Source organism: Pseudoxanthomonas sp. P4_B2, assembly GCF_056402315.1.
Window position 1 is genome coordinate 391403 of sequence record NZ_JBFUHQ010000003.1, and the last position, 23443, is coordinate 414845.

Annotated in this window: 23 protein-coding genes; 11 read left to right on the top strand and 12 right to left on the bottom strand. The window is 64.0% G+C overall.

Annotated elements, in window-relative coordinates; all coding sequences use genetic code 11:
* Window positions 1–228 precede the first annotated feature (228 nt).
* Window positions 229–894: a hypothetical protein gene (locus AC1DTQ_RS10690; protein WP_477849577.1), complete on the top strand. Its 666-nt coding sequence runs from the start codon at window positions 229–231 to the stop codon at window positions 892–894.
* 86 nt (window positions 895–980) lie between these two features.
* On the opposite strand, the gene AC1DTQ_RS10695 is transcribed toward AC1DTQ_RS10690, so the two are convergent.
* From AC1DTQ_RS10695 to hutU, 3 genes are all read right to left on the bottom strand, one after another.
* Window positions 981–2261 (bottom strand): tetratricopeptide repeat protein, encoded by a 1281-nt coding sequence (locus tag AC1DTQ_RS10695; RefSeq protein WP_477849578.1) that lies wholly within the window; start codon window positions 2259–2261, stop codon window positions 981–983.
* A 255-nt stretch (window positions 2262–2516) separates the two neighbouring features.
* Window positions 2517–3254, bottom strand: a complete 738-nt coding sequence (locus tag AC1DTQ_RS10700) for an energy transducer TonB (RefSeq protein ID WP_477849579.1) — start codon at window positions 3252–3254, stop codon at window positions 2517–2519.
* Entirely contained in the window at window positions 3251–4924 is a 1674-nt protein-coding gene (gene hutU, locus AC1DTQ_RS10705; RefSeq protein ID WP_477849581.1) for a urocanate hydratase, read from the bottom strand. The genes AC1DTQ_RS10700 and hutU overlap by 4 nt, the downstream gene beginning before the upstream one ends.
* Window positions 4925–5071: 147 nt before the next feature.
* On the opposite strand from hutU, the gene AC1DTQ_RS10710 reads away from it, so the two are divergent.
* A complete protein-coding gene (locus AC1DTQ_RS10710; protein WP_477849583.1) occupies window positions 5072–5806 on the top strand; it encodes a ThuA domain-containing protein in 735 nt (244 codons plus the stop codon).
* Between the two features lie 71 nt (window positions 5807–5877).
* Here the strand turns inward: AC1DTQ_RS10710 and AC1DTQ_RS10715 are convergent, their stop codons facing one another.
* Together AC1DTQ_RS10715 and AC1DTQ_RS10720 are read right to left on the bottom strand one after the other, a co-directional pair.
* The gene (locus tag AC1DTQ_RS10715; protein WP_477849584.1) at window positions 5878–6210 is read right to left on the bottom strand and encodes a hypothetical protein; all 333 of its coding nucleotides are present in this window, start codon (window positions 6208–6210) and stop codon (window positions 5878–5880) included.
* Window positions 6211–6327: 117 nt separating this feature from the next.
* The gene (locus AC1DTQ_RS10720) at window positions 6328–6855 is read right to left on the bottom strand and encodes a YybH family protein (RefSeq protein WP_477849585.1); all 528 of its coding nucleotides are present in this window, start codon (window positions 6853–6855) and stop codon (window positions 6328–6330) included.
* Between the two features lie 56 nt (window positions 6856–6911).
* Here AC1DTQ_RS10720 and AC1DTQ_RS10725 point away from each other — a divergent pair, with 56 nt between their 5' ends.
* From AC1DTQ_RS10725 to AC1DTQ_RS10735, 3 genes are all read left to right on the top strand, one after another.
* Complete coding sequence (locus tag AC1DTQ_RS10725; protein WP_477849586.1) at window positions 6912–8198, top strand: alkaline phosphatase family protein; 1287 nt, start codon at window positions 6912–6914, stop codon at window positions 8196–8198.
* A gap of 211 nt (window positions 8199–8409) precedes the next feature.
* A complete protein-coding gene (locus AC1DTQ_RS10730) occupies window positions 8410–9963 on the top strand; it encodes a DNA-3-methyladenine glycosylase 2 family protein (protein ID WP_477849587.1) in 1554 nt (517 codons plus the stop codon).
* 106 nt (window positions 9964–10069) lie between these two features.
* On the top strand, window positions 10070–10573 hold the full coding sequence (locus AC1DTQ_RS10735; RefSeq protein ID WP_477849588.1) for a methylated-DNA--[protein]-cysteine S-methyltransferase: 504 nt from the start codon (window positions 10070–10072) through the stop codon (window positions 10571–10573).
* 147 nt (window positions 10574–10720) lie between these two features.
* On the opposite strand, the gene AC1DTQ_RS10740 is transcribed toward AC1DTQ_RS10735, so the two are convergent.
* Window positions 10721–11995 carry a formimidoylglutamate deiminase gene (locus tag AC1DTQ_RS10740; RefSeq protein WP_477849590.1) on the bottom strand — a complete coding sequence of 425 codons (1275 nt, stop codon included), beginning with the start codon at window positions 11993–11995 and terminating at the stop codon, window positions 10721–10723.
* Window positions 11996–12062: 67 nt separating this feature from the next.
* On the opposite strand from AC1DTQ_RS10740, the gene AC1DTQ_RS10745 reads away from it, so the two are divergent.
* Together AC1DTQ_RS10745 and hutI are read left to right on the top strand one after the other, a co-directional pair.
* Window positions 12063–12260, top strand: a complete 198-nt coding sequence (locus AC1DTQ_RS10745; RefSeq protein WP_477849591.1) for a hypothetical protein — start codon at window positions 12063–12065, stop codon at window positions 12258–12260.
* The gene (gene hutI, locus AC1DTQ_RS10750; RefSeq protein ID WP_477849592.1) at window positions 12220–13485 is read left to right on the top strand and encodes an imidazolonepropionase; all 1266 of its coding nucleotides are present in this window, start codon (window positions 12220–12222) and stop codon (window positions 13483–13485) included. The genes AC1DTQ_RS10745 and hutI overlap by 41 nt, the downstream gene beginning before the upstream one ends.
* 60 nt (window positions 13486–13545) lie before the next feature.
* Here hutI and AC1DTQ_RS10755 read toward each other — a convergent pair whose 3' ends face one another.
* Entirely contained in the window at window positions 13546–13731 is a 186-nt protein-coding gene (locus AC1DTQ_RS10755; protein WP_310094686.1) for a 30S ribosomal protein THX, read from the bottom strand.
* Window positions 13732–13794: 63 nt separating this feature from the next.
* Entirely contained in the window at window positions 13795–14208 is a 414-nt protein-coding gene (locus AC1DTQ_RS10760; protein ID WP_477849593.1) for a MerC domain-containing protein, read from the bottom strand.
* Between the two features lie 84 nt (window positions 14209–14292).
* Here AC1DTQ_RS10760 and AC1DTQ_RS10765 point away from each other — a divergent pair, with 84 nt between their 5' ends.
* From AC1DTQ_RS10765 to AC1DTQ_RS10775, 3 genes are all read left to right on the top strand, one after another.
* Window positions 14293–16377 (top strand): TonB-dependent receptor, encoded by a 2085-nt coding sequence (locus tag AC1DTQ_RS10765; RefSeq protein ID WP_477849594.1) that lies wholly within the window; start codon window positions 14293–14295, stop codon window positions 16375–16377.
* A 111-nt stretch (window positions 16378–16488) separates the two neighbouring features.
* Window positions 16489–16935, top strand: coding sequence for a MarR family winged helix-turn-helix transcriptional regulator (locus AC1DTQ_RS10770; RefSeq protein WP_477849596.1), 447 nt, complete (start codon window positions 16489–16491; stop codon window positions 16933–16935).
* Window positions 16932–18197, top strand: coding sequence for an MFS transporter (locus tag AC1DTQ_RS10775; RefSeq protein WP_477849597.1), 1266 nt, complete (start codon window positions 16932–16934; stop codon window positions 18195–18197). Before AC1DTQ_RS10770 ends, AC1DTQ_RS10775 begins: the two co-directional genes overlap by 4 nt.
* A gap of 46 nt (window positions 18198–18243) precedes the next feature.
* On the opposite strand, the gene AC1DTQ_RS10780 is transcribed toward AC1DTQ_RS10775, so the two are convergent.
* Both AC1DTQ_RS10780 and gltX read right to left on the bottom strand, forming a co-directional pair.
* Window positions 18244–18729 (bottom strand): transcriptional repressor, encoded by a 486-nt coding sequence (locus tag AC1DTQ_RS10780; protein ID WP_477849598.1) that lies wholly within the window; start codon window positions 18727–18729, stop codon window positions 18244–18246.
* A 12-nt stretch (window positions 18730–18741) separates the two neighbouring features.
* Window positions 18742–20148 carry a glutamate--tRNA ligase gene (gltX, locus tag AC1DTQ_RS10785; RefSeq protein ID WP_477849600.1) on the bottom strand — a complete coding sequence of 469 codons (1407 nt, stop codon included), beginning with the start codon at window positions 20146–20148 and terminating at the stop codon, window positions 18742–18744.
* Between the two features lie 89 nt (window positions 20149–20237).
* Between gltX and lpxH the strand changes: the two genes are divergently transcribed.
* Window positions 20238–20981 carry a UDP-2,3-diacylglucosamine diphosphatase gene (gene lpxH, locus AC1DTQ_RS10790; protein WP_477849601.1) on the top strand — a complete coding sequence of 248 codons (744 nt, stop codon included), beginning with the start codon at window positions 20238–20240 and terminating at the stop codon, window positions 20979–20981.
* Between the two features lie 21 nt (window positions 20982–21002).
* On the opposite strand, the gene AC1DTQ_RS10795 is transcribed toward lpxH, so the two are convergent.
* Both AC1DTQ_RS10795 and purF read right to left on the bottom strand, forming a co-directional pair.
* Entirely contained in the window at window positions 21003–21848 is an 846-nt protein-coding gene (locus tag AC1DTQ_RS10795) for a ferritin-like domain-containing protein (protein WP_477849602.1), read from the bottom strand.
* 108 nt (window positions 21849–21956) lie between these two features.
* Entirely contained in the window at window positions 21957–23429 is a 1473-nt protein-coding gene (gene purF / locus AC1DTQ_RS10800) for an amidophosphoribosyltransferase (protein WP_477849603.1), read from the bottom strand.
* Between the last annotated feature and the right edge of the window lie 14 nt (window positions 23430–23443).

The following is a 23443-nucleotide window of genomic DNA, read 5'->3' on the forward strand; positions in this document are numbered from 1 at the left end:
CCAGAAGCTCGAGGGTCTACCGACAGGCCTCATAGGGCGCGCTCAAGCCCGCCGCATGATGTCCGACCTACAGGGCCTGCGTCGTTCGACATGCCGTCTGCGCCGTCGCTAAACTGACCTTGAGGCTAAGGAGGTGCCATGCAGCATTGCGACCTACGCACTACCACCGGCGCCGGCATCCATGTCCTACCGGCTCCCTGGAGGCTTGCAATCCGACGCGCTTGGCTTGTGGCCTGCCTCGTCTTGTCTGGTGTGCCCGCTGCGGCGCAGACCGAATTGCAGCGCATCACCGTCACCGCACCGCCCCCTAGCAAGGTCAGCGGCGGCTATCTGCGCTCTGGCGACTTCAAGGTCGATCCGCGCATGCCTTACGTCGTATTCGCTGCGGAACCGCTGATCGCGGGCGACATCCTCACCGTCCAGCCTATGCATCTCAACGACGACGAGTATCTGGTCCTGCAGGAATGCGCTTCGGCCGACTGCAGCGTAGCCAAGCTGGTGCGGGTCTGGAGCGTGGAGGGCTCGACCTCACCCAATAGCAAACCCGACCACATCTGGATCAAGCGCGAGAACAAATACTTCCTGTGGCTCAAGCGACTGCCGGGCTTCATCTCGCCGCCGTGCGAGGGCTGCGGCACGCACTACAGCTCGTTCGCGCTCGAAAGTCCGCCACTGGTGCTGGAGCCGAATGGGACGCTGACGGCATTCAACATGGCTCGCCTGGAAGCAGCCAAGTCGGCGGATCCGATCCTTGTGAAATCGCAGCGCCACGATGGCACCTATTTCAACGTCACCTACGTGGGCGGCACGCGGATCCGCGTCCAACGCATGCGCGCGCTTTCCGCTGAGCAGGCTAAGGCTGAAAAAAGCCCCTCACAGTCACCGCGACCCTAGCTGACCGTACATAGGGCGGGCTCAAGCCCGCCGCATGACGTGTGTGCAGCAGCATAAACTCCGGCTGTCCCCCACCCTGCCGTTCCTCATTCCAAAACGCGAATGTGATCCGGCTTGGCCACCATCACCTGTGTCTGGTAATAGTATTTGTCGGTCCGCACGCCGCCGGTGCTGAAATAGATCTTCACCTGGCTGGCGGCCCCCAGCACGACGATGTCCTTGTCCTTCAGGAATTCATCCGGCGCACTGCCATGTTTGCGCTTGAACGCGGACTCGACCTCCGGACTGAAGACAAGCGAAAGGTTGCGCGCGTCGCGATAGTCGGTTTCAGAATTGAGATAAAGATAATTGCGGTCGCGGCCGCTGGCCTGTACTTTCATCACGAACAAACCGGACGCCCGGCCTTCCGCCTCCGCAGCCAATACTCCAGCAACCTTGGCGGGGATACGTTCGCCTTCGCCGGTCAGCAGCATCGCTTCCAGCACGGGAAGCACGGCTTTGCCGCCGCCGCACATTTCATTGATCACCTCGGACGGCCCGTGAGGCATCACTTTACGTGCGGCCGCAAACGGTTCGTCGGCCTGTTTGTTGCCATCCAGAGCCAGCGCGGCCCATTTGCGGTACAGGGCTGCGGCCAGGGTCAGCCGCGCGATACCGTAGTCCATGAGGTCGAGAGCCTTGGTCGCTTCGACGATCGCTCCTTCGGCATCATCGCCCCAGCACAGCAGGAAGCCTGCATAGTCGCCATGCGCCCAGGCGCTGGCGGCGTCGGTCGCAATATTGGCTCGGTACAAGGCATCTGCGTCGCCAAGCCGGTTGTTGCGCTTGTAGTACTTGATCAGGCCCAGCTGCGCCGCTTCGTTCGTGCGGGCGCTGGCATTGTCCGCCAACACTTTCTTGTAGCGCGCCACCGCTTCATCCTGGCGATTTTCCTGCAGCAGCAGGGCGGCCCAGTTGAGGTGCAGCCACGGATCGTCCGTTCCCAGCTGGTCGGCTTTCTGTAGCGCGGCCTTCGCCTGCGCGGGCTTGCCCATCAGTCGATAGACGTGCCCCTGCAGGACATAGGCGCGGGCGTAGTCCGGTGCGATCTCCAATGCCTTGCCCAGGGCCTTGTCGGCGGCCTCGAGAGTGCCTGGTTCGAACGATTCTCCGCTGCGGTGGCCGTCGATGAGGTAGTAGCCCGCGTACAGTCGGTAGGCATTGGCCGAACGCGGGTCGTCGCGCAGCACGCGGTCGAGCTCCGCCTTGGCTTCAATCAGTCCATCCCCCTGCCCGCCCCAGGAGTCCAGCAGCGATTCGGCGCGATCCAGACGCCCCTGGGACGCCGCAGAAACGCTGGGCGCTTCGCCCTCAGCGGCGAGAGCCACTCGCGGAATCATCGCCCCTGCGAAACCCGCCAACATCAACAACAGAAAGCACCGCAACGACCGCTCCCCTGTGCTCGACATTCATGCATTCCCATGGTGAATGCTGTCTAGAGTGGCTTGCAGCTCGCGATTGTCAAGCATCGTAGCCTGGGTAGAGCGCAGCGAAACCCGGGGGCACGTAACAATGGAACAACCATACTGCGCTGACTGCGGGAGCCCCGGGTTTCGCCTACGACTCTACCCGGGCTACGTCGCTCAATTCTTCGCCCTGGCAAACGGCAATCCCTTTAGCAAGCCTTGGTTGATGGAAGCGCACTGCTCTGGCTTCAAGTCGCAGACCATGGCCATGCGCACCACGGGCACGTCGCCTTCCATCATCGGGCGATAGCGTGCCGCCACGATGCGGATACCGTTTTCGTCGCTGATCACCAACCAGAACTCTCTTCCTTCGGGTCCTTCCACTTGCATGAATCTGTGCGGGACATTGAGCACGGATGGACGCACTGTATCGGGCACGGATTCTTTCACGTCCTTGCTGACCTCCGCCGCGTTGCCTTGGCCTGCCAGTGAATCGTCCGCCAAGTAGATCGGACGCCGATGCGTTTTCGGCCAATCGACATTGCGCGATTTCAGTTTGGTGTTGTTGTCCATATGGAAGGACACTTCCTGGACCACCCAGCCATCCACCGCACCGGCGCTTTCCTGCTGGGTGAGAACCGACGCACGCTTGGCCACCAGCGCAGCCTCGTTAAGATCCGGCCGCCCACTGCTCTTTTGCACCTCGGCTTCGACCACGCGCCCGCACGTATCAACCCTCATCCGCACCATCACAACGCCGCCTTTGCCGGCACGCGCGGCATCTGGCGGATAGCGCGGCACAGCCTTCAACGGTGCAGGACAGCTCATGTCTGCGGCAGGCTCTGCTTCGCTTGCCGCTAGCGGTGCGATCGCAAGAGAAAAGAGGAGGGAACCAACCGTAAGCAGGCGGCTCACGCATCCACCATCGGCAACTTCAACCCCATCTCCCGCGCACACTGCTTGGCAATCTCATACCCCGCATCCGCATGCCGCATCACCCCGGTCCCCGGATCGTTCCACAACACCCGCGCAATCCGCTTGTCCGCTTCAACGGACCCATCGCACACGATCACCACGCCTGAGTGCTGCGAATAACCCATCCCCACCCCGCCGCCGTGGTGCAACGACACCCAGGTCGCCCCACCGGCCACATTCAACATCGCATTCAACAACGGCCAATCGCTAACCGCATCGCTACCGTCCTTCATCGCTTCCGTCTCGCGGTTAGGCGACGCCACACTGCCCGAATCCAGATGATCGCGGCCGATCACCACCGGCGCCTTCAACTCCCCGTTGCGCACCATCTCGTTGAACGCCAGCCCCAGCTTGTGGCGCAAGCCCAGGCCCACCCAGCAGATACGCGCCGGCAAACCCTGGAAACTGATCCGCTCCCGCGCCATGTCCAGCCAGCGATGCAGATGCTCATCGTCTGGAATGAGTTCCTTCACCTTCGCATCGGTCTTGTAGATGTCTTCCGGATCGCCGCTCAACGCCACCCAGCGGAACGGCCCGACACCCCGGCAGAACAGCGGCCGCACATAGGCCGGGACGAAACCCGGGAAATCGAACGCGTTCTTGCAACCCTCGTCGAACGCCATCTGCCGGATGTTGTTGCCGTAATCGAACACCGGAATGCCCTGCTTCTCGAATTCCAGCATCGCCTCCACATGCACGCGCATCGACTTCTTGGCTGCGTCGCGCACCTTGTCCGGATTGGTCTTCTGCTCCAGCAGCCAGTGCTCCACCTTCCAGTCGATGGGCAGATAACCGTGCACCGGATCGTGCGCGCTGGTCTGATCGGTTACCGCATCCGGACGCACGCCCATGCGCACCAGCTGCGGCAGGATTTCCGCCGCGTTGCCCAGCAGCGCGATGGACTTGGCTTCGCCCGCCGCCGTGTACGCGCGGATGCGCGCCAGCGCGTCGTCCAGGTCGGTGGCCTGCTCGTCCACGTAACGCGTGCGCAGGCGCATGTCGATGCTCTTCTGTTGGCATTCAATGTTCAGGCTGCAGGCGCCGGCCAACGTGGCCGCCAGCGGCTGCGCGCCGCCCATGCCGCCCAGACCGGCGGTGAGGATCCACTTCCCTTTCAAGTCGCCGTTGTAGTGTTGGCGACCCATTTCCACGAAGGTCTCGTAGGTGCCCTGCACGATGCCCTGGCTGCCGATGTAGATCCAGCTGCCGGCGGTCATCTGCCCGTACATCATCAAACCCTTCTTATCGAGTTCGTTGAAGTGCTCCCAGGTGGCCCAGTGCGGCACCAGGTTGGAATTGGCGATCAGTACGCGCGGCGCATCGCTGTGGGTGGGGAACACCCCGACCGGCTTGCCGGACTGCACCAGCAGGGTCTCGTTGTCTTCCAGATTGCGCAGCGACTCCAGGATCGCGTCGTAGCAGGCCCAGTCGCGCGCGGCGCGGCCGATGCCGCCGTAGACCACCAGCGAGGTCGGATCCTCGGCCACTTCCGCATCCAGATTGTTCTGCAGCATCCGGTACGGCGCCTCGCTGAGCCAGGACTTGCAGGTGAGCCGGGAGCCCCGTGGGGCACGGATGACGCGGGAGGGGTCGTGGCGGGGATCGGACATGTGGAAATCCAGTTGCAGATGTAACCCCATTATCGGTGATCGGTGGGAGCGCCGTCCCGGCGCGAGCTCTCCCTGCACAGCAAGGCAAAAGCTCGCGCCGGGACGGCGCTCCCACAGAAATGATGGGCGTCGTGGCAGACTTGGCCCATGCGCCCCTCTATCCCGACCTTACTGACCGCCTTTCTCTCACTGGCCTTCTGCCTGAACGCCGCCGTGGCCCAGCCGCCACCGCGCGTACTGGTCTTCAGCAAGACCGCCGGCTTTCGGCATGACTCCATCCCCACCGCGGTTGCTGCGCTGCAACGACTGGGCGCGCAGGAAGGCTTGAAGGTGGACCACAGCGAAGACCCTGCCGACTTCAACGAGAAGAACCTCAAGCGCTATCGCGCCGTAGTGTTCGCCAGCACCACCGGCGACGTGCTGGACGCGGCGCAGCAGGCTGCCATGGAAAGCTTCGTGCGCGCCGGTGGCGGCTATGTGGGCGTGCATGCGGCCGCCGACACCGAATACGACTGGCCGTGGTACGGCGAACTGGTGGGCGCGTGGTTCAAGGGCCATCCGCCTGGATTGCAGACCACTCGAGTGGTGTTCGAACACGATGGCGTTCCAGTGGGCGCCGCCTGGACGGTAACCGACGAGATCTACAACTACCGCAGCAACCCGCGCAATGCGGTGCGAGTAACCGCCACGGTGGACGAACGCGACTACCAGGGCGGCACTATGGGCGCCGACCATCCCATCGCGTGGTGCCATAGCTACGACGGCGGGCGCGCGTGGTACACCGGTCTAGGACACGACGCGAAGCTGTATGCAGATCCGCAGTTCGAAGCGCAGCTGCGGCGCGGCCTGCGTTACGCGACCCGCAAGTCGGAAGACTGCTGAGCCCTGAAAGCAAAACGCCCGGCATGGCCGGGCGCTCCCCCTATTCTGATCATGATCAACTCACTGCCGGATCAGTGCACCGCCGGATCCAGCCTGCGGATCGCATCGCGCAGGTCGAGGGCGCCGGTGCGGTCGATATCCTCCTTGCTGTAAGAGCGGCCAGTAGCGTTGGCGCACTTGCGGCCCTTGCTATCGGCACGGATCAGCCGCGAGCCGGTGTATTGGAGGCAGTTGCGGTCCGCCCATTCGTCCTTCTTCGCATCGGCCTTGTCCTGCTTGGCCGATGTTTCGGTCGGAGCGGGGTCGGCCGTCTGCGGATCGGTGGGTTGCGCGGGCGCAGCTGTCTGTGCGGAAGCGGCGAAGACCAGACCCAGGAGGGCTGCGGTAAGAGCTAGGCGTTTCATGTGAATCTCCTGCGCGCAATGGACGCGCTGGGTAAGCGGAATGCAGGGAGCTACATGGGTTATACGCCTGCAGGCCTGTGGCGGTCGCAACCCTGCCTGTCTGCATTCATAAACGCGTCAGACCGCGTCGCAGGCCTTGCCGCTCCCTTCGCGGAACGCTTGCACTGCCGCCGCGTCCGCAGGTTCCGGACGGTTACCGTCGTCGAAGATCACCCGCCATGCACCGTCTTCGTCCACTTGCCAGACCGTCCTGAAGCGCCCATGCCGGAACGCGCCGGTTTTCGGGTCCTGATACAGCGCCGGCCCGCTGGAATAGGCGGTGCGCCCGTCGCCGCCCACGGCGACCGCATCGGGATACCACTCCAGCTTGAGCGCGGTTCCGTCGATGATGCCCTGCCAGTCCGCGGCGATCTTTTCGCGGCCGACGCTGGGCTTGCGCTCCATGCCGAACACCGCCTGAGGATGCAGATGCTCGGCGAAGGCGATCGCATCGCGATCGGCGACCGATTTAGCGAAGCCCAACTCGCGTTGCCAGACTTGGCAGCGTGCCGACTCCGCAGGGGCCGAAGCAGGTTCCGCGGCCGACACTCCCAAACTAGCGAGTATCAGCGTGGCGATGCAGGCAATCCGTGGAAACTGTGTCATGCGAGATACTCCCGAGTCTGCCAAGCTTGGCGCATAGATTCTCACGACAATCGCCTATGCACCTGCCATTCTTCAGGCTTGCGTGGTTGGCCGCTTTGCTGTTGTTGGCGGGCTGCTCCACCACCCCGGCCCGGACTGCCGCCGTCCAAACCGGTTCAGATCAAACCGGTTCAGCTCAAACCGGTTTAGAGCAGGCACCGCTGCTGCTGATTTCCATCGATGCCCTGCGCGCCGACTACCTGGGCAAAGGCGACACCCCGCACCTGGATCGCCTGGCCCGGCAGGGAGTCCGTGCCGAAGGGATGAATCCTTCTTACCCGGCCCTAACCTTCCCCAACCATTTCACCCTGGTCACCGGCCTGCGTCCCGATCGCCACGGCGTGGTCCACAACACCATGCGCGAAGAAGGGTTGGGCGATTTCCGCGTGGCCGATCTGGCCGCGGTCGGCGATGGGCGGTGGTGGCGGGCCGAACCGATTTGGGTGGGCGCCGAAAAAGCCGGCCTGCCGACCGCGATTTGGGCCTGGCCCGGCAGCGCGGCGGAGATCGATGGCATACGCCCCACGCGTTGGCAGCAGTACGACGAGTCCGTCCCCGCCACGCGACGTGCCGACGACGTGGCCCGCTGGCTGGAAGAGCCTGTCGCCACCCGTCCGAGATTCGCCGCGCTGTACCTGGAAATGGTGGATGGCGCCGGCCATGCCTACGGTCCGGATGCGCCGCAGACGCGCGAGGCCGTGCGCGAAGCGGATGCGGCCGTCGGCCGCCTGATCGATGCGCTGGCGCGCAAGCGCAGGTTGGACCAGGTGAACGTGATCGTAGTGTCCGACCACGGCATGGCAGCCGTGCTGCCCGGTCACGTCGTAGCGGTGGAGGACATGGTGCCGATGGAAGACGCGACGATCATCAGCATCGGCCAGTCGGTGGGCATCGCACCGCGCGCCGGTCGCGTGGAAGCGGCGGAAAAACGCCTGCTCGGCCGCCACGATCATTACGAATGCTGGCGCAAGGGCGAACTGCCGGCGCGCTGGCATTACGGCCGCAATCCGCGGGTGCCGCCGATCGTCTGTCAAATGGATGAAGGCTGGGATGCCATCCCCGCCGCCAGCGTGGGCAAACGCCCGCCCGGCGTCACTCGCGGCTCGCATGGTTACGATCCTGCGCTTCCCTCGATGCGCGCGGTTTTCATCGCACGCGGCCCCGCTTTCCGCAAAGGCGCAGTGATCGCTTCCTTCGACAATGTGGACGTGTATCCGCTGATGGCTAGATTGCTCGACATTCCGGCGCGCGAAAACGACGGCGACATCACGCCGTTGCTGCCTGCGCTGAGGCCGGGTGAATGAGACTAGCTGAGAGCAATCGGGACCTCGTTGTCCAACTCCGTGCGTGGTGAGCTTGTCGACCACGCCGTTGGCGAGGTTTTCAAGTAAAGGCGAACCGTCGCCAAGAGCATGGTTCGACAGGCTCACCATGAACGGTTCGCAAGGCACACCATTAGCACTCAGTATTGATGTCCGAAAACGGCGAGTCTGGCCTGCGAACCGATGCTAGCCTATGCGCATGGAAATCAACGGCGCCTTTACCACCCTGGACCCACGCGTCTGCGAACAGGCGCGTCTGAGTCGCGATGCGCGTTTCGACGGACTGTTCTTCATCGCGGTGAAAAGCACCCGCATCTATTGCCGCCCGATGTGCCCGGCCCCCTCTCCCAAACCGGTCAACATCACCTACTACGGCAATGCCGCCGCTGCGGAAGCCGCCGGCTATCGGCCCTGCCTGCGCTGCCGCCCGGAACTGGCGCCCGGCGACGGTGCTTGGCGGCGCGGCGATGAAGCGGTGGCGCGCGCATTGAAACTGATCGACCAGGGCATGTTGGCCGAACAACCGCTGTCGGCGCTGGCCGCACGCGTGGGCTTAGGCGAACGTCAATTGCGCAGGCTGTTCACGGATCGGCTGGGCGCCGCGCCGATCGGCGTGCATGGAACGCGCAGGCTGCTATTCGCCAAGCAGCTGCTGACCGAAACCAGTTTGCCGATCACCGAAGTGGCGTTGGCTTCGGGCTTCGGCAGTCTGCGGCGATTCAACGCCACTTTTCTGGAAGCGTACCGGATGGCGCCACGCGATCTGCGCCGCCAAACCGTGATCTCGCAGGAAGGCACGCTGGTGTTGCGCCTGGGGTACCGGCCACCTTACGACTTCACAGCCATGCTGGATTTCCTGCGCGGACGAGCCCTGCCCGGCGTGGAATCGGTGGACGAACACAGCTATGCACGCGTGATCGGTCCGGCCAGCGCGCCGGGATGGCTGCGTGTGAGCGCATGGGCGAACAACGAGCACGCCTTGAAGCTCGAACTGCACGGCGTAGCGCCGACACGGTTGCTGGACATCGTCAATCGGCTGCGACGCATGTTCGACCTGGATGCGGATCCGCATGCCATCGCCGCCGCGCTCTCGCACGACGCGCGTTTGCGGCCGTTGTTGAAGAAACGCCCGGGCCTGCGCTTGCCCAGCGGCTGGGACGGCTTCGAGATCGCTATGCGCGCCATCATCGGCCAGCAGGTCAGCGTGGCGGCGGCGCGCACGTTCACGGCAAGACTGGCGCAGGAATTCGGCGAAGCGTTGCCGGAAGGTTTCGCTGCCGGCTTGCATCACCTTTTCCCCACGCCGGAAGCGTTGGCCGAAGCCGACCTTACCCGCATCGGCCTGACCCGCACGCGCGCCGACACCGTACGCACTGTCGCACGCGCGGTACTGGACGAACGCGTGGATTTCCGCGGCGAACGCATGCTGGACGATTTCATCGCCCGTTGGGTGGCGTTGCCTGGGATCGGGCCATGGACCGCGAACTACATCGCCATGCGCGCGCTTGGGCATCCGGATGCGTTCCCGGCCGATGATCTGGTCTTGCAGAAGGCGGTGCCGACCGACGGATCGCGCATGACCGCCAAGGCGCTGACCGCACGCGCGCAGGCATGGCGGCCATGGCGGGCGTACGCGGTGATACAGGTGTGGAAGGATTCGATGGGACTTGCCAAACCCCTGGCCGCGAACAAAGTCGAAGGCAAGAAAAAAATAGTCGTCATTCCCGCGAAGGCGGGAACCCAGTGACTTTCGCTCTTCGCTCTTTTCGGTATCCATCAACAACAGCAAGCAAAGTCGCTGGGTTCCCGCCTTCGCGGGAATGACGAGTTTTTCCAGCCATGGAGAACACGCAATGATCCACTATCAATTCATCGACAGCCCCGTGGACCCGCTGCTGCTCGCAGCCGATGAGCACGGCTTGAAGTTGATCGAGTTCCACACCCCGCGGCATCCAATGTCGCGCCTTGCGGACTGGAGCGAAGGCGACAATGCGGTGTTGCAGGCCACTCGTATGCAACTGGACGAATATTTTTCCGGGGCACGTAAACAGTTCGACCTCCCGCTCGCACCGCAAGGCACGCCGTTCCAGACCGAGGTCTGGCATACGTTGGCGACGATTCCTTACGGCGAAACCATCAGCTATGCGCAGCTGGCGCAGCGCGTCGGCAAGCCGACGGCGATGCGCGCGGTGGGCGCGGCCAACGGCCGCAATCCTTTGCCGATCGTGCTGCCCTGCCATCGCGTGATCGGTGCCGATGGATCGCTGACCGGCTTCGGCGGCGGTTTGCCGACCAAGCAGTTTCTGCTGGAACTGGAAGGTGCGCTGGCCCGTCCCGCCGACCTGTTCGCACACTAGCCGCGTAGGTCGCGACGTAGGAGCGACGTGAGTCGCGAACACATAGCTTTGTTTTCAGTCGCGACTCACGTCGCTCCTACGCCAGTCCCAAGCGATGAACAACGGCCGCGGGGCGACGGAACCTACAATCTGTGGAGCGAGCGGACCTCAGTCCGCAAGCAAGCCGGCCACGACTTGGCGGTAACGCCGCGCGATGGCGTCGCGGTCGGAATGGCGGCCATCGGCAACCACCCGCTGACCACCTACATGCACCTCGCGTATCGCAGGGCGATTGCCGCTGAATATCCAGCGATCGATGACGTCGTCCGCCAGCGCGCCCGCGAAGATCGCCGCATCGGTATCGAGCACGACGAAATCGTCCGCCGCGTCCTGACCCGTCGCCTGACGGGTGCTGGCTAGCGCCCCGCGCAATAGCGTTTCGCCGACGCTGGTGGATTCCGCATTCACCGCGATGTTGCGATGGCGCGTGACCAAGCGTTGGCCGTATTCCAGCCAACGCAGCTCTTCTACCGGCGATACCGAGATATGGGAGTCGGAACCGATGCCCCACGCGCCGCCCGCATCCAGATAGGCACGTAGCGGGAACAGGCCGTCGCCCAGGTTGGCCTCGGTGGTCGGGCAGATCGCCACGGTCCCGCCGCTGGCCGCGAGCTGCTTGGTTTCCACCGGCGTCAGATGGGTGGCATGCACCAGCGTCCAGCGCGAATCGACTTCGAAGTTCTGCTGCAGCCATTCCACCGGGCGCGCGCCACGCAGCGCCAAGCAGTCCTGCACTTCGCCGATCTGTTCGGCGATGTGGATGTGCAGCGGCGACTCCGGCGGCAAGATCGCCAGCACTTCGCGCATGGCCGCCTCGGGCACCGCGCGCAAACTGTGGAACGCGCAGCCGATCCGCAGCAAATCGTTTTCCTCGGCGCGCAGGATCTGCAACAGACGCAGGAAGCTTTCCGTATCGTGGCCGAAACGCTGCTGGCGCACGGACAAGGCGCGGCCATCGAAACCGCCGGTCATGTACAGCACCGGCAACAGGGTCATCCTGATACCGGTGTCGCGCGCGGCGGCGATCAGCGCGTGCGACATCGCCGCCGGATCGTCGTAGGGCCGGCCATCGGGTGCGTGGTGCAGATAGTGAAATTCGCAGACGCTGGTATAGCCGGCTTCCAGCATTTCCACGTACAGCTGCGTGGCCACCGCATGAGTGCTGTCCGGATCCATGCGCGCGGCGAAGCGATACATGGTTTCGCGCCAGGTCCAGAAACTGTCTTCAGGATGGGTCTGGCGTTCGGCCAGACCCGCCATCGCGCGCTGGAAAGCGTGCGAATGCAGGTTGGCGATGCCGGGAATGCGCCAGTCGCCCTGCGCGGTCGTGGACAACAACTCGGTGGCGGCAGGGCCGATGTTGGCGGAGAGCGCGGCTTGCATGCAGGGTTCCGATTGCATGGGGACGGATTGCGCTAGGCTAACGCGTCGCCGCTTCCCTGACACGCCTATGAAGCTATTGCTGCTGGCCCTGGTGGTTTTTGTTCTATTGACCCTGCTGTTCGGGCGGTTCCGGCGCGGACAGACGCGCGATTCTTCGGGCTCCGGTAGCGGCGATTCGAGCGCAAGCCACAGCGCCGGTTCGGATAGCGATTGCGGCAGCAGCGATGGCGGAAGTTGCGGAGACGGTGGTGGCGGTGGCGACTGAAAGCAACGACGCAGCGCGCTGGGACGGATTAATCCTGGGTGCCAATCTGGTCACGCTGGCCGACGACTCTGGCTATGGTTTGATCGAGCAGGGGGCATTGGGCTGGCGCGACGGCCTGCTGCAGTTCGTCGGATCCGTTTCCGGCCTGCCCGCCTCGCCGGAACAACTGGCGCACCATGTCATCCAGGCCAAGGGCTGCATCACTCCCGGCTTGGTCGACTGCCATACGCATGCGGTGTTCGCGGGCGATCGCGCCGGCGAGTTCGAGCAGCGCCTAAGCGGCGTGAGCTATGAGCAGATCGCGCGCAGTGGCGGCGGCATCGTTTCCAGCGTGCGCGCCACGCGGGAGGCGAGCGAGGAGGAACTGTTCGTGCAATCGCTGCCGCGCGCACGCGCATTGCGCGACGATGGCGTGACTACACTGGAGATCAAGTCCGGATACGGCCTGGACTTCGACAACGAACGCAAGATGTTGCGGGTTGCGCGGCGCATCGGCGACGAGCTGGGGATTACGGTACGCACTACGTTCCTGGGCGCGCACGCCCTGCCTCCGGAGTTCGTAGGACGTGCGGACGATTACATCGCTTCGGTCTGCGAGTGGCTGCCCCGCCTGCATGGCGAGGGGCTGGTGGACGCGGTGGATGCGTTCTGCGAGCGCATCGGTTTCACCCTGGAGCAGACGCGGCGCGTGTTCGAGGTTGCGCGAGCGCTGGGCTTGCCGGTCAAGCTGCATGCCGACCAGTTGAGCGATGGCGAAGGCGCGGCGCTGGTCGCCGAATTCGGCGGGCTTTCGGCCGACCATGTCGAGCACACCTCAGAAGCGGGCGTGCGGGCGATGGCTCGAGCCGGCACCGTCGCGGTACTGCTACCGGGCGCCTTCCACTGCCTGCGCGAGACCGTGCTGCCGCCGCTCGATGCCCTCCGCCAGCACGGCGTACCCATGGCCGTGGCGACCGACTGCAATCCCGGCACTTCGCCCTTGCAGTCGCTGCGGCTGGCGATGTCGCTGGCCTGCACGCATTTCCGGCTTACGCCGGAAGAAGCCCTGCGTGGCGCCACGCGCAATGCGGCGCGCGCGCTGGGGTTGTCGGATCGTGGGGCGCTGCGGGTGGGCATGCGTGCCGATTTCGCGCATTGGAGCATCCGCCAGCCCGCCGAACTCGCCTACTGGCTGGGCGGCGATCCTTTGCTTGCCTCCTACTCAGGCGGCAGACGCCTATCTTGACCCCACAAACAAAAACGCGACGCCGGGCGTCGCGTTTTGTGAATGACCTGGATGAGCCGATCAGCCGGCTTTGGCCACCGTCTTCTTGGCCACGGCTTTCTTCGCCGGTGCCGCCGTCTTGGTCACGGTCTTCTTTGCGACAGGCGCGGCCGGACCGACTGCGACCTTAGAAACGTGCGTGCGTGCGTTGCCGTAGCTAGCGATGCTGCGCTTGCCTTTGGCGGTCCTGCGATCACCTTTGCCCATGGTTTGCTCCTGATTTAGCTGTAGCGCCTTGCGCGCGAGGCCGCAAAGCCTATCACGCAGGCCTCAGTGCGCGCAGCTTGCATCGTGAATATGCCAGTGATTCAGACGCAAATTGACGATGTGGGCCAGCCCCACCAAGGTCCCACCCAGGGTCATCACAATCGCGTGTATCACCACCGGATGATGCAGCGGCGGGTAATAAACGCCGGCCCACAACACCGCCAAGCCAATCAGCAGCAAGCTCAGGGCCCGAAAGGCGCGATGGCGGCGATAACCCCAGAGCAGGCTGAACAACCCCACCACGGTCACGAACACTACGAAACCGCGCTCAAAACCGTCCCCGAGCCAGGCCGAAAGGCCCAGCGACGGAATCGCCGCGAGCAGCACCGGCGTCAGCGCGCAATGCACGGCGCAGATCATCGAGCCGGTGGCGCCGAAACGGTCTAGCAGACTGCGGAAGCGGGAATCCATGTGCATGAGTATGACTTTCGGGAGGGGTGTCTTTCCAATGTTGGTATATTATAACATCCGTCAAGCCCCTCCCACCCCCTTGGACTTCCGATGCCCTCCAGCCCTGCCACGCCCTTCCCCGCGCGTTCCCGCCACCGGCTTGCCATCGCCCTGGCGCTGGCCCTTTTCCCGGCACTTTCCTGGGCCGCCACCGCCGCCGACGATGCGCGCGCGACCGCCGCCTCAGCCGATGCGCCGCCGCCCACCGATCCGAGGCATGCCGAGGGCGACGCCAACGACCGCCACATCAAGGACCTCGACGACGTGGTCGTTACCGCCAGCCCTTTGCGGGATAGCGCCGACGCCTTGAGCAAGCCCGCCGAAGTGCTTTCCGGCGAACGGCTGGATGAAAACCGCGCCGCCAGCCTGGGCGAAACTATTTCCAGCCTGCCGGGCGTGCAGAGTTCCAACTTCGGTCCCGGCGTCGGCCGCCCGATCCTGCGCGGCTTGGATGGCCCACGCGTGGCGGTGCTGAGCAATGGTCTGTCCAGCCAGGACGTGTCCACCGTCAGCCAGGACCACTCGCCCGCGGTGGAAGCTTTTCTGGCCGACCAGATCGAGGTGTTGAAAGGCCCCTCCACCCTGCTCTACGGCAGTGGCGCCATCGGCGGCATCGTCAACGTGGTCGACGGGCGCATCCCGGAAGCGGCCATCGAAGGCGGTTTCAGTGGCCGCGCGGAAGTGCGCTTCGACAGCGTCAACGAGGGCAACACCGACCTGGTCCGCGTCGACGGCGGCAACGACCGCTTCGCCCTGCACGCGGACGCCGTGTACCGCAACAACAAGGACTACGACACGCCGGACGGCAAGCAAGCCAACACTTTCATGGACACCAAGACCGGTGCGGTCGGCGGCTCGTTGTTGGGCGACTGGGGTTTCGTCGGCGTGTCGGCTTCGCGCTTCGAGGACGACTACGGCAATCCCGGCGAACCCGGCGATCTGGCCGCCGGCGAGCGCGGCGTCTGGCTGAAGCTGCGCCAGGATCGCTACGACCTGAAGGGCGGACTGACCGATCCTTGGGGCGAAGGCAGCAGCCTGCGTTACAGCTTCGGCCACACCGACTACAACCACATCGAATTCGAAGGCGACGAAGTCGGCACCACTTTCACCAAGAAGGCCAATGAAGGCCGCGTGGAAGCGGCGTTCGGGGGCGCTTCGGCATGGAAGGGCGCCGTGGGCGTGCAAGGCAGCGACTCCACTTTCGCGGCGATCGGCGAGGAATCCTTCGTTCCCGAAACCCAGACCCGCTCCTTCGGCGTCTTCGGCGTTGCGCGCAGGAACTGGAACGACTTCCAGTTGGATCTGGGTGCGCGCATCGACAAGGTGGAAGCGGATCCGGTGAACGCCGCGGCGCGCGATTTCAAGCCGCTCAGCCTGTCCCTGGCCGGCGGCTGGCGACTCAACGATCAGTGGCGGCTGACGGCCAACCTCGACCATGCCGAACGCGCGCCGGCCGAGGAGGAGTTGTTCGCCGACGGCCCTCATTTGGCGACGCTGGCCTATGAGATCGGCAACGCTGATCTGGGCAAGGAAAAGGCCAATCAGTTGGAGTTCGGCCTCCAGTACCAGTCCGACTTCATGGATGCCAAGGCCTCGGTCTACTACAACCGCTTCGACGATTTCATCTACCTGGTCGATACCGGCGAGCAAGTCGAATTCGAGGAAGGCGAATTACTGCCGATCCGCCAATGGAGCCAGGCCGATGCGCGTTTCCACGGTTTCGAGGGCGAGGCCACTTTCCATCTGGCCAACAACGACAACGGCGCCTGGGATCTGCGTGTTTACGGCGACACCGTGCGCGGCACGCTGGCGGCAGGCGGCAATCTGCCGCGGATCGCACCTTCGCGGTTCGGCACGCAGTTGCGTTGGGAACGAGAAGGCTGGCGCGCTTCGGTGGGCGCGGTGCGCTACGACAAGCAGGACAAAGTGGCGGTGAACGAAACCCCGACCGCGGGCTATACCTTGGTCGATGCGCATGTGGCCTACCACCACGATCAGGGCAATACCGCATGGGAATTGTTCCTGGACGGCAGCAACCTGACCGGCGAGACCGCGCGCGTGCACACCTCCTTCCTGAAGGACTCGGTGGTATTGCCTGACCGCAACTTCTCCACCGGCATCCGCCTGTTCTTCTGACCACGTAGGTATGACCGAAAAGGCGGCTGTCCGAACAGGCAGCCGCCTTTTTGTTGACAGAACATGTGCATATACACTTAAATAACCGAACCTTGGCGCAGGCGTACCCAAATGCCCTCTCCTTCTGAAAGCGTGTGCACCTGTTTCCGCCTGCGCCGCGCCGCGCGCCAGGTTTCGCAGATATACGATCATGAGCTCGCTGCGGTCGGCCTCAGCCTCAACGAATATTCCATCCTGCGCCATGCAGAGCACGGCGGCCATTGCCTGCTGGGCGAACTGGCCGATTCGCTGGGCATGGAACGCACCACTCTGACCCGCAACCTGAAGCCGCTGCTGGAAGCGGGTTGGCTGAAGGAGTCGCGCGGCGAAGACGCGCGGCAGCGACTGATTTCGATCGCCGCTAGCGGACGCAGGCGCATCACCAGCGCGAAGCCGTACTGGTTGCGCGCGCAACAACGCATCGAAGCGCTTTACGGCGCCGCCAGGACCGATCGTCTGCGCAAGGATCTGGATCTTCTGAATAACGCACTGCGCCAGTCGCCCGGGGTCGCCGCATGAACGCTCAACCGAATACGCGTAACGCACCGACGATGCACTGGGGATTGCTACTGACCGCGGCGGCCATGCTGATGATCACTATGGGCGCACGCCAGACTACCGGCTTGTTCGTGCAGCCCATCCATCAATCCACCGGCGTGGGCATCGCCGCGATCAGCTTCGCGTTGGCGATCGGGCAGTTCGTATGGGGTGCGGTGCAGCCGGTGTTCGGCGCCATCGCCGACAAGCAGGGTTCGACCCGCATTCTGGTCGCCGGCGGCATCCTGCTCGCCCTGGGCATGGCGTTGACGCCGTTCATGTCCTCGCAGTGGGGGCTTATGTTTACGTTGGGGCTGCTGACCGCGGCAGGTGCGGGCGCCGGCAGTTTCTCCATCCTGATCGGCGCCACCGCTTCGCGGCTAACGCCGGAGAAGCGCTCGTTCGCGGCTGGTTTCATCAATGCCGGCGGATCACTGGGACAGTTCGTGTTCGCGCCGCTGGTGCAACTGGCGATCAGCGCGGCTGGTTGGGGCGTGGCGATGTTCGGGCTGGCCGCCGCTTCTCTGCTGACGCTGCCGCTGGCTTGGCCGCTGCGGCGCAAGCCTGCTCCCGCAGTTTCGGCCGATACGAGCGCAGTCGCGGCACCACCGGCGGAAATTACTCTCCGCGAACAACTGCGCATTTCTTTGCGCGACCGCAGTTATTGGCTGCTGCACCTGGGCTTTTTCACCTGCGGTTTCCACATCGCTTTCCTGGTCACGCACTTGCCCGGTGAGATCGCGCTATGCGGTTTGCAACCCGGCGTCGCGGGCGCTTCCATCGCGCTCATCGGCTTGTTCAATGTACTGGGCAGTCTGGCCGCCGGCGCGCTGGGCCAGCGTTACCGCATGAAGCTGATACTGGCCGCGATGTATGCCAGCCGCGCGGCGATGATCGTGATTTATCTGCTATCGCCGCCCACGCCGATGACGTTCTATATCTTCGCCGCAGCGTTGGGCTTCACCTGGCTGGCGACGGTGCCGCCGACGGCGGGGCTGATCGGGAAATTGTTCGGTCCGCGCTATCTGGGCACGCTATTCGGCCTGACCTTGCTGTCGCACCAGATCGGCGGGTTCTTCGGCGCGTGGTTGGGCGGCGTGGCGATCGAGAAGTTCGGCGATTACACGTGGATGTGGTACGCGGACATCGCATTGGCACTGATCGCGGCGGCGGCGAACCTGCCTATCCGCGAGAAATCGCCACGCGTTGTTGTTGTAGGAGCGGCGCAAGCCGCGAAGCCCTGAAACCTTCACTGTTTCGCGACTTGCGTCGCTCCTACGAAAAGCGTGGCTAGGCCGCGCAGCGTGCGCACAGGCCGTGCACTTCCAGGGTCTGCGCCTGCGGCTGGAAGCCGAGCGCCTTAGCCCGGGTTTCCAGTTGCGTGACCACTTCGCGATCCTCCAGTTCCACCGCGCTGTGGCAGCGGTCGCAGATCAGGAACGGCACCGAATGCTGGTCGCTGTTGGGATGATGGCAGGCCACGAACGCATTCACCGATTCCAGCTTGTGCACGAAACCATTCGCCATCAGAAAATCCAGCGCGCGGTAGACGGTGGGCGGCGCATCGGCACCGACGCCTTTCTTTTCGCGCACCAGCTCCAGCAGTTCGTAGGCCTTGACCGGCTTGCCGGCATCGGCGATCAGCGAAAGCACCCGCGAGCGGATCGGGGTCAGGCGCAGGCCACGCTCCTGGCACGCGCGCTCCACCGCCGCGACGAAGCCATGAGCGTCGTCGACGTGGTGCTTGGGATCGGTGCAGGAGTGCTTCTGGGCCATGGTCGGGTGGAATTATGCGTCCGCAGGTATCTTGATAAGTGCTGCATCGATGCGTTTCAAGGCCTGCTCGCGCCCGGCCAGGTACACGGTCTGTGAAATATCGGGGCTGACCTGCGTGCCCGTGATGGCCACGCGCAGCGGCTGCGCCACCTTGCCCATGCCCAGGCCCAATGCCGCGGCGGTGTCGTGAAGGGCGGCGGACACCGATTCCAGCGTCCACTCCACCGCATTGGCCAGATGATCGCGGGCGGCGTTGAGCGGCGCAGCGGCAGCGGAGTTCAGGTGCTTGGCGACGGCGGCTTGGTCGTAGACCTCCAGCGGCTGGTACCAGACCGCGGCGCGCTCGGCCATTTCCTTCAGCGTGTGTACGCGATCGCGCAGGGCGGCGACGACATCGCTCGGCGCAGGACCATGGAACGGATCCAACCCCAGCTTGCGCAACTGGTACTCCAGCTGCGGCGCGATGGTGGCCGGCTCATCGCTCTTGAGGTAGTGCTGGTTCACCCAGCCCAGTTTGTCCATGTCCAGGCGCGCGGCCTTGGAATTGACGTCTTCCACCGAGAATAGCTGGATCAGCTCCTCGCGACCGAACAGCTCCTGGTCGCCATGCGACCAGCCCAACCGCGCCAGATAATTGATCAGCGCATGCGGCAGGTAGCCGGCGTCCTTGTACTGCATCACGTCCGCTGCGCCGGTGCGTTTGGAGAGCTTAGCGCCCTCCGGGTCCAGGATCATCGGCATGTGCGAGAACAGCGGCACCGGCACGCCCAGCGCTTCGTAGATATTGATCTGGCGCGGGGTGTTGTTGATGTGGTCGTCGCCACGGATCACGTCGGTGATGCGCATATCTATGTCGTCGACGACCACCGCGAAGTTGTAGGTGGGATAGCCGTCGGATCGGAAGATCACCAGATCGTCGAGCTCGCTGTTGCTGATCTCGATGCGGCCCTTGATCCGGTCCTCGAATACTACGCTGCCAGCCTGGGGATTCTTGAAACGAATCACGCGATTGGGGTCGTCGCGATGCAGCAGGTTCAGCTCGCGCGCACGGCCGTCGTAGCGCGGCTTGTCGCCGGCGGCCTGGGCCGCGTTGCGGATCGCCTCCAATTCTTCCTTGGTTTCGTAGGCGTAGTAGGCCTTGCCGTCGGCGACCAGCTGCTCGGCCACTTCGCGATAGCGGTCCAGACGCTCAGTCTGGTAAATCGGGCCTTCGTCGTAATCCAGGCCCAGCCATTCCATCGCCTCCAGAATCGCGTCGATGGCGCCCTGGGTGCTGCGCTCACGGTCGGTGTCCTCGATGCGCAGGATGAAGTCGCCGCCGCGGTGGCGCGCCTCCAGCCAGCAGTACAGCGCGGTACGCGCGCCGCCGATGTGCAGGTAACCGGTGGGACTGGGAGCGAAGCGGGTACGGCAGGTCATGAGGAAGCCAATGATGCGGAATCGCTTGATTTTACCGGAGTGGGCGGGTTTTCTCCTTCCCCTTCGAGGCGAGGCCTTAAACTTCCGGCATGACCACTCTTTTCATCTCCGATCTGCACCTGGATTCCACCCGTCCGGCGATTACCGAACTGTTCGGCCGCTTCTTGCGGCGCGAGGCGAAATCGGCCGAGGCCTTGTACGTTCTCGGCGACCTGTTCGAAGCCTGGGTGGGCGATGACGATCCTTCCGAAACCGGCGCCTATATCGCCTCGAGCCTGAAGGAAGTAGCCGATGCAGGCGTGCCGGTGTACTTCATCCGCGGCAACCGCGACTTCCTGTTGGGTCAGGACTACGCATTGCGCGCGGGCTTTCGCATCCTGCCCGACCCGGCGGTAGTGGTGCTCTACGGAAAGCCCACCCTGCTCATGCATGGGGATCTGCTCTGCACCGACGATGTCGCTTATCAGGCGTTCCGTACGCAGACGCGCAACCCGGCCTGGCAGGCCCAGTTCCTGTCGCAGCCTCTGCAGGCGCGGCTCGCCTTCGCCGCACAGGCGCGAGCCGCCAGCCAGGCGCACCAAGCCAAGTTGCGCGAAGGCGGCAATGATGTGCGCTTCGAAACGGTGACGGACGTAACGCCCGCGACGGTGGAGGCGACTTTCGCGCGCTTCGGTATCGACACGATGATCCATGGGCATACTCATCGCCCTGCCGTGCACGATCTGCAAGTCAACGGACGCGAATGCCGGCGAATCGTACTGGGTGACTGGTACGAACAAGGGTCAGTGTTGCGCGTGGATGCAAGCGGTTTTCGGTTGAAATCGCTCCCGTAGGAGCGTATGGGAGCACGCCGCTCAGGCGGACAACTGCTCCAACGCTGCGATCTCTTCGGCGTCGAATCCGGCCAGCAGACGCGCATCATGATTGAACGGTCCACGCAGCGTGGGGCCTGCATATTTCGCCAACAACTCGCGGAAGGTGGAATGCGGTTCGACGCCGTCGCGCTGGCAGTACCAGCGGAACCAGTGCGATCCGGCGGCGACGTGCGCCACTTCTTCACGCAGGATCAATTCCAGTATCTCGGCCGTGGGCTTATCGCCGGCATTGCGCAGCTTGGCGATCATTCCGGGCGTCACGTCGAGTCCACGAGCCTCCAACACGCGCGGCACCAGCGCCATGCGGGCCATGCCGTCATGTGCGGTTTTTTCGGTCATTTCCCACAGACCGTTATGTGCATCGAAATCGCCGTACTCGTAGCCGAATTCCCGCAGCCGATCGCGCAGCAGCACGAAATGTCGCGATTCGTCGTTGGCGACGGAAACCCAGTCCGCATAGAAGTCCGCCGGCATACCGCGGAACCGGTACGAGGCGTCCCAGGCCAGATCGATCGCATTCAATTCGATATGGGCGATGGCGTGGATGAACGCGGCGCGGCCTTCCACGCTGCCCAGTCCGCGCTGCGGAAGCTCGCGTGACGGAACCAACTTCGGCCGCGCGGGACGGCCCGGCATGCGAATAGGTTGCGGCGGCGGAGCCTCGGGATCGACGTGGAGTTCGCCACGGGCGAACGCGGCGGCGTACTCCTGTGTCAGCGCGACCTTGCCGTCTGGCGAAGCAGCGTCAAGGCACGTCCAAGCAGCATCGAAGAGTGATAAAGCCATTAAAAATGAATCGTCATTCCAGCGAACGCTGGGATCCATTTTGACTTTGCTCTCGAACGCCCAATAGCAAAGGCAATGGCGAAGGCAACAGCAAGATCAAGATGGATCCCAGCGTTCGCCGGGATGACGATCCGGACGGAACGTATTTCACGACACCCGACGCTTGCGCTTGGCTTCGTCCGAACGCAAGGACTCGATGCGCTCGAAATAACCGGGCTCGATGCCGGTCACGTAATCGCCATTGAAGCAAGACGAATCGAAACGCTGCAGGTCCAGGTTGCCTTCGCGCACCGAGGCTTCCAGGTCTTCCAGATCCTGGTAGATCAGCCAGTCGCAGCCCAAGAATTTCTCGATTTCCTCGACGCTGCGCTCGTTGGCCACCAGTTCGTCCACCGCCGGCATGTCGATGCCGTAGATGTTGGGAAAACGCACCGGCGGCGCTGCCGAGGCCAGGTAGACCTTGCGGGCGCCGGCATCGCGGGCCATCTGCACGATCTGCTGGCTGGTGGTGCCGCGCACGATGGAGTCGTCCACCAGCAGCACCACGCGGTTGCGGAACTCCAGGGGGATCGGGTTGAGCTTGCGGCGTACCGATTTAACGCGCTCGCCCTGCCCCGGCATGATGAAGGTGCGGCCGACATAACGGTTCTTGATGAAGCCTTCGCGGTATTTCACGCCCAGCACGTTGGAGATTTCCAGCGCCGCATCGCGCGAGGTATCGGGAATGGGAATGATGGTGTCGATATCGTGGTCGGGGCGCAGACGCAGAATCTTCTCGCCCAGCTTCACGCCCATGCGCATGCGCGCCTTGTGCACGGAGACGTTGTCGATCATCGAATCGGGACGCGCGAAGTACACGTATTCGAAGATGCACGGCGCGTGCTCTTGCGGCTCGGCGCAAATTTCGGAGAACAGCTCGCCGCGCGCGGTGATGACGATGGCTTCGCCCGGCTGCACGTCGCGCACGCGCTGGAAGCCCAGGATGTCGAGCGCTGCGGATTCGGAAGCGACGATGTACTCGTCTGCGCCTTCCTTGTGTTCGCGCTTGCCCAGCACCAGCGGACGGATGCCGTGCGGATCGCGGAAGGCCACCAGGCCCAGGCCCAGCACCACGCTGACCACCGCATAGCCGCCCTTCACCCGGCGGTGCACGCCGGCGACGGCGCGGATCGCGGTCTCGGGCGAAAGCGTGCGCTGGCGGTCCAACTCGTGGGCGAACACGTTCAGCAGCACTTCGCTATCCGAATCGGTGTTGATGTTACGGCGATCTTCTGCGAACACATCCTGGCGCAGGGCGTCGGTGTTGATCAGGTTGCCGTTGTGCGCCAGGGCGATGCCGTACGGCGAATTGACGTAGAACGGTTGCGCTTCGTCCAGTCCTTCGGAACCGGCGGTCGGATAACGGCAGTGGGCGATGCCCACGCGGCCTTCCAGGGTGCTCATCGCTTTGGGGTTGAATACGTCGCGCACCAACCCATTGTCCTTGTGCACGCGCAGGCGCGTGCCGTCGGCGGTGGCGATGCCGGCCGCATCCTGCCCGCGGTGCTGCAGGACGGTCAGCCCGTCATAAAGCTGGCCCGCAACGTTCTGGTTGCCGACGATTCCGACGATGCCGCACATGGATACGTACTCCG

What these genes read in the sequence shown, in the direction of transcription:
- gltX (WP_477849600.1), bottom strand. Translation starts at nt 20,148, where the DNA reads ATGACCTGCCGTACCCGCTTCGCTCCCAGTCCCACCGGTTACCTGCAC.
- AC1DTQ_RS10740 (WP_477849590.1), bottom strand. Translation starts at nt 11,995, where the DNA reads ATGCAAGCCGCGCTCTCCGCCAACATCGGCCCTGCCGCCACCGAGTTG.
- AC1DTQ_RS10770 (WP_477849596.1), top strand. Translation starts at nt 16,489, where the DNA reads ATGCCCTCTCCTTCTGAAAGCGTGTGCACCTGTTTCCGCCTGCGCCGC.
- AC1DTQ_RS10710 (WP_477849583.1), top strand. Translation starts at nt 5,072, where the DNA reads ATGCGCCCCTCTATCCCGACCTTACTGACCGCCTTTCTCTCACTGGCC.
- AC1DTQ_RS10745 (WP_477849591.1), top strand. Translation starts at nt 12,063, where the DNA reads ATGAAGCTATTGCTGCTGGCCCTGGTGGTTTTTGTTCTATTGACCCTG.
- AC1DTQ_RS10730 (WP_477849587.1), top strand. Translation starts at nt 8,410, where the DNA reads ATGCGCATGGAAATCAACGGCGCCTTTACCACCCTGGACCCACGCGTC.
- hutU (WP_477849581.1), bottom strand. Translation starts at nt 4,924, where the DNA reads ATGTCCGATCCCCGCCACGACCCCTCCCGCGTCATCCGTGCCCCACGG.
- AC1DTQ_RS10760 (WP_477849593.1), bottom strand. Translation starts at nt 14,208, where the DNA reads ATGCACATGGATTCCCGCTTCCGCAGTCTGCTAGACCGTTTCGGCGCC.
- AC1DTQ_RS10765 (WP_477849594.1), top strand. Translation starts at nt 14,293, where the DNA reads ATGCCCTCCAGCCCTGCCACGCCCTTCCCCGCGCGTTCCCGCCACCGG.
- AC1DTQ_RS10755 (WP_310094686.1), bottom strand. Translation starts at nt 13,731, where the DNA reads ATGGGCAAAGGTGATCGCAGGACCGCCAAAGGCAAGCGCAGCATCGCT.
- AC1DTQ_RS10780 (WP_477849598.1), bottom strand. Translation starts at nt 18,729, where the DNA reads ATGGCCCAGAAGCACTCCTGCACCGATCCCAAGCACCACGTCGACGAC.
- AC1DTQ_RS10720 (WP_477849585.1), bottom strand. Translation starts at nt 6,855, where the DNA reads ATGACACAGTTTCCACGGATTGCCTGCATCGCCACGCTGATACTCGCT.
- purF (WP_477849603.1), bottom strand. Translation starts at nt 23,429, where the DNA reads ATGTGCGGCATCGTCGGAATCGTCGGCAACCAGAACGTTGCGGGCCAG.
- AC1DTQ_RS10715 (WP_477849584.1), bottom strand. Translation starts at nt 6,210, where the DNA reads ATGAAACGCCTAGCTCTTACCGCAGCCCTCCTGGGTCTGGTCTTCGCC.
- lpxH (WP_477849601.1), top strand. Translation starts at nt 20,238, where the DNA reads ATGACCACTCTTTTCATCTCCGATCTGCACCTGGATTCCACCCGTCCG.
- AC1DTQ_RS10795 (WP_477849602.1), bottom strand. Translation starts at nt 21,848, where the DNA reads ATGGATCCCAGCGTTCGCTGGAATGACGATTCATTTTTAATGGCTTTA.
- hutI (WP_477849592.1), top strand. Translation starts at nt 12,220, where the DNA reads ATGGCGGAAGTTGCGGAGACGGTGGTGGCGGTGGCGACTGAAAGCAAC.
- AC1DTQ_RS10725 (WP_477849586.1), top strand. Translation starts at nt 6,912, where the DNA reads ATGCACCTGCCATTCTTCAGGCTTGCGTGGTTGGCCGCTTTGCTGTTG.
- AC1DTQ_RS10735 (WP_477849588.1), top strand. Translation starts at nt 10,070, where the DNA reads ATGATCCACTATCAATTCATCGACAGCCCCGTGGACCCGCTGCTGCTC.
- AC1DTQ_RS10775 (WP_477849597.1), top strand. Translation starts at nt 16,932, where the DNA reads ATGAACGCTCAACCGAATACGCGTAACGCACCGACGATGCACTGGGGA.